We start from the raw sequence: 12,530 nt of genomic DNA on the forward strand, positions 1-12,530 counted from the left end.
TAATGACTGCGGCAACCGCTTTTGTCTCTGGTTACTGCTGATTTCGCAAAAAAAAGCCCAACCGCTACTGTCAGGCTTGCGAATTAAGAACATGGTCATGATTAGCGCATAATTTTATCGCCGCGAGAGAGACCCACAACACCTGAGCGAGCAACCTCGACGATCTTTGCGACTTCACGTAATGTCGCCAGGAACGCATCCAGTTTATCGCTGGTGCCAGCCAGTTGTACGGTGTAAATAGACGGCGTAACGTCAATGATTTGCCCACGGAAAATTTCCGTGTTGCGCTTCACCTCTTCCCTGCCGTATCCGCTGGCCTGAATTTTCACCAACATGATTTCTCGTTCAACATGGGCGCCCTGTCCCAGTTCACTCACACGCAGGACATCCACTAGTTTGTGCAGTTGCTTTTCAATTTGCTCGAGGACTTTTTCATCCCCTACAGTCTGGATCGTCATCCGCGATAAGGTCGGATCGTCCGTGGGCGCGACTGTCAGGCTTTCGATGTTGTAACCGCGCTGGGCGAAGAGACCTATCACACGCGACAATGCACCCGACTCGTTTTCCAGCAATACCGATAATATCCGGCGCATAATCAGGTCCTCTCCGTTTTGCTTAACCACATTTCATCCATACCGCCCCCACGAATCTGCATTGGATAAACATGCTCACTGCCATCAACGGTAACATCGACAAACACCAAACGATGGTTGCGCACATGCTCCAACGCTTCAACCAGTTTGCTCTCCAGTTCGTTTGGATGGTTTATCTGGATACCAATATGCCCATAGGCTTCAGCAAGGCGGACGAAATCAGGCAGCGACTGCATATAAGACTGCGAGTGCCTTCCGGAGTAGATCATGTCCTGCCACTGTTTGACCATACCGAGGTAGCGGTTGTTAAGATTGAGTACCAACACTGGCAGTTCATACTGCAGCGCTGTCGACAACTCCTGGATATTCATCTGAATGCTGCCATCGCCGGTCACACACACTACCGTTTCATCAGGTAGCGCCATCTTGACACCTAACGCTGCGGGTAAACCAAATCCCATCGTGCCAAGACCACCGGAGTTAATCCAACGGCGTGGTTTATCAAACGGGTAGTAAAGTGCGGCAAACATCTGATGCTGCCCAACGTCCGAGGTCACATACGCATCCCCTTTCGTTAACTGCCAGATAGTTTCAATCACAGCCTGCGGCTTAATACTTTCACTTTGGGTGTCATATTTCAGGCACTGACGGGCGCGCCATTGCTCAATCTGTTGCCACCAGTCACGGTTATCATCCAGTGGTTGCTGCGACTTCTCCTGCGCCAGCAGCTCCAGCATCTGATCGAGCACCAACCGGGCATCACCAACAATAGGAATATCCGCCGTCACTGTTTTCGAAATTGAAGTAGGGTCGATGTCGATATGCAACACGGTCGCATGCGGGCAATATTTTGCCAGGTTATTGGTCGTGCGATCGTCAAAACGAACACCGATGGCAAAAATGGCATCAGAATGATGCATGGTCATATTTGCTTCATAAGTGCCGTGCATTCCCAACATGCCCAACGCCTGACGATGCGTTGCCGGAAACACGCCTAACCCCATCAACGAAGACACAACCGGCAGGTTAAGTGCTTCTGCAATCTGCCCCAGTTGCTCGTGACAGGCCGCATTAACTGCACCGCCACCAACATACACTACCGGTTTTTTGGCTGCTATCAGCGTTTGCAGTGCGCGTTTTATCTGCCCTTTATGCCCGGTGGTTGTAGGATTATACGAACGCATACTTACCGATTCCGGCCAGCTATAAGGCAGTTTCTTCGCAGGATTCAGAATATCCTTCGGTAAATCCACCACCACTGGACCTGGACGGCCGCTTGCCGCCAGCCAGAAGGCTTTTTTCAATACCTGCGGGATGTCCTCTGTTTGCTTTACGAGGAAGCTGTGCTTCACCACCGGGCGGGATATGCCGACCATATCGCACTCCTGAAAGGCATCATAGCCAATCAGAGAGGTTGCAACCTGCCCGGAGAGGATCACGAGTGGTATGGAGTCCATATAAGCCGTTGCAATTCCTGTAATCGCATTGGTAGCTCCTGGTCCCGAAGTGACCAGTACGACGCCCACTTCTCCCGTGGCTCGCGCCAGGCCATCGGCCATATGTACTGCAGCTTGTTCATGGCGGACCAGCACATGATCAATTCCACCGACCGTATGTAGTGCATCATAGATATCAAGGACTGCCCCCCCGGGATAACCGAATACCTGCTTCACACCCTGGTCGATGAGCGATCGGACGACCATCTCGGCACCAGACAACATCTCCATGGCTTGCCTCCACTCTTATAATGAATAACGGTTTAACAACACATTAACCGCTGACGATGACGCATGGCAATTCGCACCGACGTGGTGGCATTACAGCGAATAAGAATAAAACGGAGGAAAGAGTCGAATAAACGGAGAATTAAACCAGTAGAATTAAGTGGAATGATAAATAATCGCTTAAAAATGGGAACTTACAGCGATTACTCTATTTTTTTACATTTCAGAACAAATGTAAAAAAAGGAATTCAGCATAAAATTTCAAATAAAAAGAAAAAAGCAGAATAAACCAGATATGACATCGAGTTTATTCTGCTATACCCAATGGATTTCGAGTCGCATTGAGGCGGCAAGCCCGTGACACGTTCGTCTGAAACGAATATAAACAGCCAAAGACTGCATCTGGGGAGGGACAGAGATGCCTCCTCATTCCCCCAGCAGCATAGATAACAATGTGGCTGGGGAGACAAAGCAGCTTGAAAAACAAAGGATATAAATGCTACTTCTTGCAGACGGAAACTAACAATTCTTCCATCCATTTATGTCCTTTATCCCGACCTGCTGCTTCATGCCAGGAAAGATAACATGTGCGACTGTTCAATTTTAATGGTAAAGGCAATACCTGCAGGTCTAAAGACTCTGAGAACTCTTCTGCTAACCAGCGCGGTGCAATGGAGACCAATTGGGTTTGAGAAACAATATTCAATACACTTATTAATGCCATTCCCTGATAAGCAACGCAGGATTGTTTATCCGGTGTGTCGTACCATGGTTGGCTAAATGAAGCATAGCGGTCAAGAGAAACCACAGCATGTTGCTCATTATAGACATCACTTTCCAATAATGGACCACTTATGCGTGGATGTTTTTTGCTCGCTACCAGCACCATTTCGTCATTGAACAACGGTATGCTTGTGAATTCAACCCGGCGGAATTCTTCATAACTAATAACAAACTCTGTTTCCTGATAGCGCAATTGGTGTTCTGTATTTTGATTAAGTGAAGATTTAAATACGACATTAATATTAGGCGCTACATCCTCAACTCGATTATAAATCAAGGATGTCAGAATATTATCCAATGGGCTACATACGCAGAGGTTGAAAACACGCTCGCTGATGGCAGGTTCAAACCCCGATCCTGGCAATTCATTCTGCACCAATTGTAACGCCTGACGAACTGAACCAAATAGCTGGAAAGCCCTTGCTGTCGGCTGAATCCCTCGCCCATAACGAACAAAAAGCTCATCATTAAACATGACCTTCAGCCGCGCAACTGCATTACTGACCGCAGGTTGTGACATCCCCAGAGAATGTGCAGCACGTGTAATGTTCTGTTCTTGCATAACCGCATCAAAGACGGTTAATAAATTAAGATCAACCATACGAAGCTGCGGTTTCCCAATATCTATAAGATTGGATTTATCTATTATTTTTACTTCTGGCATAATTAACTCCACTGTCACTCTAAACTCCCTTTTCCCCAGACGGAGTGAATAATCTCCGATAATATGATTTACCATACATATAGAATGAGAAAAAGAGAAAACATTAAAATTAGGAAAACATAAAGGCACTAACCTAAATGAACATAAAAACAATGCGAGCGCAGTGTGGCAGATGTCACTGCACGATGATTCATATGTTTTAATTTCATAAACAATATAACCATAAGCATGACGAATGTACAATCATACACACAGTGAATACGTAATTAAGATTTAATTAAATATTTATATTTTTAATACATTAATGATTAACATTAATTTATCAATTATTTGTTACCACCTTTGCCACACCCATTCAGAGTTACTATAAAAATAGATAAATCATAAAGATAAAAAATCCTTTACCGAAACTCCTCTTCATCTGTTCCATTACAACAATTGAAAATAATTATGCTTAAACATTTCAAATAATGAAAAGTATGTACGCCGCATACTGATTTATTTTATACAAACATAAAAATTCAGCACAATTCGCTCAAACATGGAGAGGTATTTCTCTCTGAACGGAGGGATTTGCAGTGAGCAGGGTTGACATCAGACTTCATATCCAGTACCACTAAAAGCATATCGCATTCGCCTGGAGCCTGATTGATGACTTACATTGCTCGTTTTAACGGTCTACTACTACTAAACGCATCTTCGTTGCGCGGTAGACTGGTGAACGACATTCAGCATTAAGTCAGCTCCAGTTAAGACAAAAAACCCGCGCCGTTGCGCGGGTTTTTTTATGCTCGAAGCAAGGCGCCCTAAACACCAAGGACCTAAACCATGAGCCAGCAAGTCATTATTTTCGATACCACCTTACGCGATGGTGAACAGGCGTTACAGGCAAGCCTGAGTGTAAAAGAAAAACTGCAGATTGCTCTGGCTCTCGAGCGTATGGGCGTTGACGTGATGGAAGTGGGTTTCCCTGTTTCGTCGCCGGGTGACTTTGAATCAGTACAAACCATCGCCCGTCAGGTTAAAAACAGCCGCGTTTGTGCATTAGCCCGCTGTGTAGAAAAAGATATCGACGTCGCGGCTGAATCCCTGAAAGTGGCAGAGGCTTTCCGTATTCATACGTTTATTGCCACCTCACCGATGCATATTGCGACCAAGCTGCGCAGTACGCTGGATGAAGTTATTGAGCGGGCTATCTATATGGTTAAACGCGCTCGTAATTACACGGATGACGTTGAATTCTCGTGCGAAGACGCTGGCCGAACCCCTATCGCTGATCTGGCTCGCGTGGTGGAAGCGGCTATTAATGCGGGAGCCAGAACCATCAATATCCCCGATACCGTCGGTTACACCATGCCTTTCGAATTTGGGGCAATTATTTCCGGTCTGTATGAACGCGTACCGAATATCGACAAAGCGATCATATCTGTACACACCCATGACGATTTAGGTCTGGGTGTCGGTAATGCGCTGGCGGCAGTGCATGCGGGGGCTCGTCAGGTAGAAGGGGCAATGAACGGTATCGGTGAACGTGCTGGTAACTGCTCGCTGGAAGAAGTCATCATGGCGATCAAAGTCCGCAAAGATATCCTGGATGTGCAGACCCGCATCAATCACCAGGAGATCTGGCGTACCAGTCAGATGGTCAGCCAAATCTGTAATATGCCGATTCCGGCAAACAAAGCGATTGTTGGCAGTGGCGCTTTTGCCCACTCCTCAGGCATTCATCAGGACGGCGTGCTGAAAAACCGTGAAAACTACGAAATCATGACCCCGGAATCCATCGGTTTGAATCAGGTGCAGTTGAACCTGACTTCCCGTTCCGGACGTGCCGCCGTAAAACACCGTATGGATGAGATGGGTTACAAAGAGAGTGAATACAGTCTGGATAATCTGTACGACGCATTCCTGAAACTGGCGGATAAAAAAGGTCAGGTATTCGATTACGACCTGGAAGCCCTGGCCTTCATTAACAAACAGCAGGAAGAACCAGAACATTTCCGTCTGGATTATTTCAGCGTGCAGTCAGGTTCTAATGATATCGCTACCGCCTCCGTCAAGCTGGTCTGTGGCGAAGAAGTCAAAGCCGAAGCAGCCAACGGCAACGGGCCGGTCGATGCCATTTATCAAGCCATCAACCGTATTACCGATTACAACGTTGAACTGGTGAAATACAGCCTGACCGCGAAAGGCCACGGTAAAGATGCGCTGGGTCAGGTAGATATTGTCGCTAACTATAACGGGCGCCGCTTCCATGGCGTCGGTCTGGCAACAGATATCGTCGAATCTTCCGCAAAAGCGATGGTACATGTGCTGAACAATATCTGGCGCGCCGAAGAAGTCGAAAAAGAATTGCAACGCAAAGCTCAGAACAACGAGAACAATAAGGAAACCGTGTGATGTCGAAGAATTATCATATTGCTGTTTTACCGGGTGACGGTATTGGCCCGGAAGTGATGGCGCAAGCCCTGAAGGTACTGGAAGCAATTCGGACGCGTTTTAATATGCGCATTACCACCAGCCACTATGACGTAGGCGGAGCCGCCATCGATAACCACGGTCAACCACTGCCACCCGCTACGGTTGAAGGTTGTGAGCAAGCCGATGCCATTCTGTTTGGCTCCGTTGGTGGCCCGAAATGGGAAAACCTGCCGCCAAACCAGCAACCTGAACGCGGTGCTTTACTGCCATTACGTAAACACTTCAAATTATTCAGCAATCTGCGTCCCGCTAAGCTGTATCAGGGACTGGAAGCATTTTGCCCACTGCGCGCCGACATCGCCGCCAACGGTTTCGATATCCTGTGCGTACGCGAACTGACCGGAGGCATCTACTTCGGTCAGCCAAAAGGTCGTGAAGGCAGCGGCCAACATGAGAAAGCCTTTGATACCGAGGTATATCACCGTTTTGAGATTGAACGCATCGCGCGCATCGCCTTTGAGTCTGCACGCCAGCGCCGTCGTAAAGTGACGTCGATTGATAAAGCTAACGTGCTGCAAACCTCTATTTTGTGGCGCGAAATCGTCAATGAAATCGCTAATGAATACCCGGACGTTGAACTGGCTCATATGTACATCGATAACGCCACGATGCAGTTAATCAAAGACCCATCCCAGTTCGACGTGCTGTTGTGCTCAAACCTGTTTGGCGACATTCTGTCTGATGAGTGCGCCATGATCACCGGCTCAATGGGCATGCTGCCCTCTGCCAGCCTCAATGAGCTGGGCTTTGGCCTGTACGAACCCGCTGGCGGCTCCGCTCCGGATATTGCCGGGAAAAATATCGCTAACCCAATTGCCCAGATCCTGTCTCTGGCGCTGCTGTTACGCTACAGCCTGGATGCCAATGATGCAGCCTCCGCTATTGAGAGCGCCATCAACCGCGCATTAGAAGAAGGCATTCGTACGGGCGACTTAGCCCGTGGCGCAGCCGCAGTCAGTACCGATGAAATGGGCGATATCATCGCTCGTTACGTCGCAGAAGGGGTGTAATCATGGCCAGAACGTTATACGAAAAATTGTTTGATGCGCACGTGGTGTATGAGGCGCAAAACGAAACTCCGCTGTTATATATCGACAGACATCTGGTGCATGAAGTGACCTCTCCACAGGCATTTGACGGTCTGCGTGCGCACAATCGTCCGGTTCGCCAACCAGGAAAAACCTTCGCGACCATGGATCATAATGTCTCAACGCAAACCAAAGACATTAACGCTTCCGGCGAAATGGCGCGTATTCAGATGCAGGAACTGATCAAAAACTGCAATGAATTCGGCGTCGAGCTGTACGACCTGAATCATCCGTATCAGGGCATCGTCCACGTCATGGGGCCGGAGCAAGGCGTGACTCTGCCGGGCATGACCATCGTCTGCGGTGACTCCCACACTGCCACTCATGGTGCGTTTGGCGCGCTGGCGTTTGGTATCGGGACTTCCGAAGTCGAACACGTGCTTGCTACGCAAACCCTGAAACAGGGCCGGGCAAAAACCATGAAGATTGAGGTTAACGGCACTGCTGCTCCGGGTATCACGGCTAAAGATATCGTGCTGGCGATCATTGGTAAAACCGGCAGCGCAGGCGGTACCGGCCATGTGGTTGAGTTTTGTGGCGATGCCATCCGTGCACTGAGCATGGAAGGCCGTATGACTCTGTGCAATATGGCGATTGAGATGGGTGCCAAAGCGGGTCTGGTCGCGCCGGATGAAACCACGTTTAACTATGTGCAGGGTCGTTTGCATGCGCCGAAAGGCCAGGACTTTGCCAACGCGGTTGAGTACTGGAAAACGTTGAAAACCGACGACGGTGCGACCTTTAATACTATCGTAACTCTGCAGGCCGAAGAGATTGCACCACAGGTAACCTGGGGAACGAATCCAGGCCAGGTGATTTCCGTGAACGATAATATTCCCGACCCAGCATCGTTTACCGACCCAGTTGAGCGCGCTTCGGCAGAAAAAGCGCTGGCTTATATGGGGCTGAAGCCGGGGATCCCGCTGACCGATGTGGCGATCGACAAGGTGTTTATCGGCTCCTGCACTAACTCACGTATAGAAGATTTACGTGCCGCTGCGGAAATCGCTAAAGGGCGTAAAGTCGCGCCAGGGGTACAGGCGCTGGTGGTACCAGGTTCCGGCCCGGTAAAAGCACAGGCAGAAGCGGAAGGGCTGGATAAAATATTCATTGAAGCCGGTTTTGAATGGCGCTTGCCGGGTTGCTCAATGTGTCTGGCAATGAATAATGACCGCCTGAATCCCGGAGAACGTTGCGCTTCCACCAGCAACCGTAATTTTGAAGGTCGTCAGGGCCGCGGTGGACGTACGCACTTAGTCAGCCCGGCAATGGCCGCCGCTGCCGCCGTTACCGGCCATTTTGCCGATATTCGCAGCATCAAATAAGGAAACCACCATGGCAGAGAAATTTACCCAGCATACCGGCCTGGTTGTCCCACTGGATGCCGCCAACGTCGATACTGATGCAATTATTCCTAAACAGTTTCTGCAGAAGGTAACGCGTACCGGTTTCGGCGCACACCTGTTTAATGACTGGCGTTTCCTGGATGAAAAGGGCCAACAACCCAACCCAGAATTCGTCCTGAACTTCCCGGAATATAAAGGTGCCTCAATTCTGCTGGCGCGGGAAAACTTTGGCTGCGGCTCATCGCGTGAACACGCGCCGTGGGCGTTGACTGATTACGGCTTCAAAGTGGTGATTGCACCAAGCTTCGCTGACATCTTTTACGGCAACAGCTTCAACAATCAGCTTCTGCCAGTGAAATTAAGCGATGTAGAAGTTGATGAGCTGTTCAAACTGGTGCAGGCGCATCCGGGGATCCGCTTTGAAGTGGACCTTGAAGCGCAGGTAGTGAAAGCGGGCGATAAGTCATACAGCTTCAAAATTGATGATTTCCGCCGCCACTGCATGCTCAATGGCCTGGACAGCATCGGCCTGACGTTGCAGCATGAAGACGCCATCTCCGCTTACGAAAATAAGCAACCGGCGTTTATGCGCTGATACTCAACATGCCGGATAGCGACACAAAAGTGTCTTATCCGGCACGCTGATTACACATCTTTTACCCGTCCGGTCATCACCAGCGTAATCAGAGAAATCCCCGCAATCACCCAGTAGACGGCAAAATGCCCGTAGCTTTGCGCCACCGCCCCCTGAATAACCCCCGCCAGAATCACGCCCGTTGAAATACTGTTGGTAAACAACGTCGTCGCCGAACCAGCACGCCCAGGCATCAGATCCTGAAACCACAGCATACCGATCCCCGCAACGATACCGATAAATACCGCATTAAACAGCTGCAGGATAAGTAACGCCGTGTGGCTATGAAAGAAAATAAGGCCGAGATAAAACAACACGCCAGCCGCTACGGCAGTCATCATCATCCGCCGTTTACCGAAGCGCTTCACGTAATAGCCCGCCAGAATCATCGCTGGAATTTCCAGCCCCGCCGCAGTCCCCATCAGGATCCCGGCAAGCTTGTCAGGCAGACCAAGCTCAAGGCTGATCCACAGCGGCATATCGATGATGTACATGGTGTTACAGGTCCACATCAGCGTAGAGGCGATAAACAACATGCGCACATTTTTATCCTGCCAGCCGCCAGCCTGTTCAAGCGTGACATCAACAGGCTGTGCTACCCGAGCCACGGATGGTAGTATCAGCGCGATCAGCACCAGGCTAATCGCGAAAATGCCTGCGGCAATAGAGAACATCGCCGTAAAACCGTAATTCAGCGCCAGCATAAAGGCCAGCGGCGGTCCAATCACCCACGCCAGCGAAAGCTGGGCACGCATAACCGAACTAAACATCACCACTTCGCGTGCCGAGTTATCAGCATACTCTCGTGCAAGCGCAAACAGCTGTGGCATAGCCGTATTCGCCAGTGAGGCCAGCAGTACTCCGCAGGTTATCAGCGTTAAATAATGGCGATTAAAGGCAAACAACAGCGCGTTACCAATGGCCATCAGGCAGCAGAACATAATCAGTTTACGCCGATCGCCCTGGCTATCTGATCGTTTTGCCAGACCAAGACTAACCGCAATCCCGGCAATCGCATTGACGGTGTAAAACAGACCGACCCAAAATGGCTGCGCCCCAACCTCACGACTCAGAAACAGGCTCAGCGTGGGTGCCTGTAATGCACCCGCCACGCCCATCATGAATGCAACCAGCATAAATGCGGCATAAACGCCGTTAAGGCGCCGTCCCATCGTCATAATCCAGAGCATTACCTTTCCTTTTGCGCAGCGGAAACGAAAAAAAGCCAGCAGGTAATATCTGCTGGCGGGTGAATCGAGGCGGTAGCCTGCACCAATACTCAGTCACACATGATGTCTGCAATTCGGCATTCAGAGGTCAGTTTGTCAGCTCCCACTGCATCAGTTCTTCGAGCATCTTTAAGCGCTGCGGTGCGCTCAGGCAAGCCAACCAGGACAAGCGTTCTGTCGCGGTAAAGTATTTCAACCAGAACTGACGCATAGATGACCCCTTTGTCGTCTCATCGCTTCATCGGAATCTATTATTGACTTAATATAGGGATAATAAAATTGCTGAGTTTTCCGCAGGAGTTCCCCTTTTATGTCTTCTGGTCGTTTGCAACAACAGTTCATCCGTCTGTGGCAATGCTGTGACGGCAAAACGCAAGATACTACGCTGAACGAGCTGGCGGAGCTGCTTAGCTGTTCCCGACGCCACATGCGTACCCTGCTTAACACCATGCAGGAACGCGGCTGGCTAACATGGGAAGCAGAAGTCGGACGCGGCAAACGATCGCGCCTGACGTTTCTCTATACCGGGCTTGCGCTCCAGCAGCAGCGTGCAGAAGACCTGCTGGAGCAGGATCGTATTGATCAACTGGTGCAACTGGTCGGGGATAAAACAGCCGTACGGCAAATGCTGGTTTCCCATTTGGGTCGCAGCTTTCGTCAGGGCCGACACATCATGCGTGTCCTCTACTATCGCCCTATGCACAACTTGCTCCCCGGTACAGCGTTACGCCGTTCTGAAACCCACATTGCCCGGCAAATCTTCAGCGCCTTAATTCGGGTAAATGAGGAAAATGGGGAACTGGAAGCCGATATAGCACATCACTGGCAACAAATTTCCCCGCTGCACTGGCGCTTCTTCCTGCGCCCTGGGGTCCATTTTCATCATGGTCGCGAGCTGGAAATGGAAGATGTGATTTCCTCACTCACGCGTATTAACAATCTGCCGCTGTACTCGCACATCACGCAAATTGTTTCCCCCACGGCCTGGACGCTGGATATCCACCTTTCGCAAGCGGATCGCTGGCTTCCCTGGTTATTGGGACAAGTGCCCGCAATGATCCTGCCGCGTGAATGGGAAACGCTCAATAATTTCTCCAGCCACCCCATTGGTACCGGCCCCTATGCGGTAATGCGCAACACGCATAGCCAGCTAAAAATTCACGCATTTGATGATTACTTTGGCTACCGGGCGTTGATCGATGAAGTTAACGTTTGGGTCCTACCGGACATCGGTGAAGAACCTGGCGGCGGTCTGATGCTGAAAGGCCCAACCGAAGATGAAAAAGCGATCGAAAGCCGCCTGGAAGAAGGCTGCTACTACATGCTGTTTGATTCACGTTCCCATCGAGGGGCAAATCAGGACGTTCGCGAATGGGTAAGCCGCATTCTCTCACCGACGAATTTAATTTTTCAGGCTGACGAACAGTATCAGCGGCATTGGTTTCCCGCCTACGGATTACTCCCCCGCTGGCATCACGCGAGACCAGGACTCGGTGAAAAACCGGCAGGGCTGGAAACGCTGACGCTTACCTACTACCGCGATCATATCGAGCATCGGGTTATCGCGCAGATCATGAAAACATTACTTGCGGAACATCAGGTACAGCTGAATATTCAGGAGATCGACTACGATCAATGGCATGCAGGCGAGACCGTCAGCGATATCTGGCTCAACAGTGCCAACTTTACCTTGCCACTGGACTTCTCACTGTTCGCCCATTTATGCGAAGTCCCGCTGCTGCAAAACTGTATTTCTCTGGACTGGGAAAGCGACGCCGCCCGCTGGCGCACCGGCGAAATGAGTCTGGCAGCGTGGTGCCAGCAACTGCTTGCCAGTAAAGCTATTGTGCCGCTGATCCATCACTGGCTGATCATTCAGGGACAGCGGAGTATGCGCGGGTTACGTATGAATACCCTCGGCTGGTTTGATTTTAAATCTGCATGGTTCGCACCACCGGATCCTTAAGGCTTTTGATTTATTCACGTAA

The 12,530-nt window shown here is 50.0% G+C and carries 12 protein-coding genes; 7 read left to right on the forward strand and 5 right to left on the reverse strand.

The genetic code is table 11. From position 1 onward, the window contains the following. Window positions 1-101: 101 nt before the first annotated feature. Together ilvN and ilvI are read right to left on the reverse strand one after the other, a co-directional pair. Complete coding sequence (gene ilvN / locus SK36_RS17215; protein ID WP_003829566.1) at window positions 102-593, reverse strand: acetolactate synthase small subunit; 492 nt, start codon at window positions 591-593, stop codon at window positions 102-104. Between the two features lie 2 nt (window positions 594-595). Further along, window positions 596-2,320: an acetolactate synthase 3 large subunit gene (ilvI, locus tag SK36_RS17220; protein ID WP_048222060.1), complete on the reverse strand. Its 1,725-nt coding sequence runs from the start codon at window positions 2,318-2,320 to the stop codon at window positions 596-598. Window positions 2,321-2,383: 63 nt separating this feature from the next. Here ilvI and SK36_RS24750 point away from each other — a divergent pair, with 63 nt between their 5' ends. Next, window positions 2,384-2,605, forward strand: coding sequence for a hypothetical protein (locus tag SK36_RS24750; protein ID WP_136345314.1), 222 nt, complete (start codon window positions 2,384-2,386; stop codon window positions 2,603-2,605). Window positions 2,606-2,816: 211 nt separating this feature from the next. Here the strand turns inward: SK36_RS24750 and leuO are convergent, their stop codons facing one another. Then, window positions 2,817-3,764, reverse strand: coding sequence for a transcriptional regulator LeuO (gene leuO, locus SK36_RS17225; RefSeq protein WP_048222061.1), 948 nt, complete (start codon window positions 3,762-3,764; stop codon window positions 2,817-2,819). A gap of 651 nt (window positions 3,765-4,415) precedes the next feature. On the opposite strand from leuO, the gene leuL reads away from it, so the two are divergent. The 5 genes from leuL (at window position 4,416) to leuD (ending at window position 9,274) form a co-directional block, all read left to right on the forward strand. Then, window positions 4,416-4,502, forward strand: coding sequence for a leu operon leader peptide (leuL, locus tag SK36_RS24755; protein WP_049002746.1), 87 nt, complete (start codon window positions 4,416-4,418; stop codon window positions 4,500-4,502). A 90-nt stretch (window positions 4,503-4,592) separates the two neighbouring features. After that, window positions 4,593-6,164 carry a 2-isopropylmalate synthase gene (leuA, locus tag SK36_RS17230; protein ID WP_048222062.1) on the forward strand — a complete coding sequence of 524 codons (1,572 nt, stop codon included), beginning with the start codon at window positions 4,593-4,595 and terminating at the stop codon, window positions 6,162-6,164. Then, a complete protein-coding gene (gene leuB / locus SK36_RS17235; protein WP_048222063.1) occupies window positions 6,164-7,255 on the forward strand; it encodes a 3-isopropylmalate dehydrogenase in 1,092 nt (363 codons plus the stop codon). The genes leuA and leuB overlap by 1 nt, the downstream gene beginning before the upstream one ends. A gap of 2 nt (window positions 7,256-7,257) precedes the next feature. Further along, window positions 7,258-8,658 (forward strand): 3-isopropylmalate dehydratase large subunit, encoded by a 1,401-nt coding sequence (leuC, locus tag SK36_RS17240; protein ID WP_048222064.1) that lies wholly within the window; start codon window positions 7,258-7,260, stop codon window positions 8,656-8,658. A 10-nt stretch (window positions 8,659-8,668) separates the two neighbouring features. Continuing rightward, window positions 8,669-9,274 (forward strand): 3-isopropylmalate dehydratase small subunit, encoded by a 606-nt coding sequence (gene leuD, locus SK36_RS17245; protein WP_045439755.1) that lies wholly within the window; start codon window positions 8,669-8,671, stop codon window positions 9,272-9,274. A 50-nt stretch (window positions 9,275-9,324) separates the two neighbouring features. Here leuD and SK36_RS17250 read toward each other — a convergent pair whose 3' ends face one another. Both SK36_RS17250 and sgrT read right to left on the reverse strand, forming a co-directional pair. Then, entirely contained in the window at window positions 9,325-10,503 is a 1,179-nt protein-coding gene (locus SK36_RS17250; RefSeq protein WP_045439752.1) for a sugar efflux transporter, read from the reverse strand. Window positions 10,504-10,630: 127 nt separating this feature from the next. Next, the gene (gene sgrT / locus SK36_RS17255; RefSeq protein WP_045439749.1) at window positions 10,631-10,753 is read right to left on the reverse strand and encodes a glucose uptake inhibitor SgrT; all 123 of its coding nucleotides are present in this window, start codon (window positions 10,751-10,753) and stop codon (window positions 10,631-10,633) included. Window positions 10,754-10,852: 99 nt separating this feature from the next. Here sgrT and sgrR point away from each other — a divergent pair, with 99 nt between their 5' ends. Next, window positions 10,853-12,508, forward strand: coding sequence for an HTH-type transcriptional regulator SgrR (gene sgrR, locus SK36_RS17260; RefSeq protein WP_048222065.1), 1,656 nt, complete (start codon window positions 10,853-10,855; stop codon window positions 12,506-12,508). Window positions 12,509-12,530: the final 22 nt, after the last annotated feature.

This window comes from Citrobacter sp. MGH106, from assembly GCF_001037495.1.
Lineage (GTDB): Bacteria > Pseudomonadota > Gammaproteobacteria > Enterobacterales > Enterobacteriaceae > Citrobacter > Citrobacter murliniae.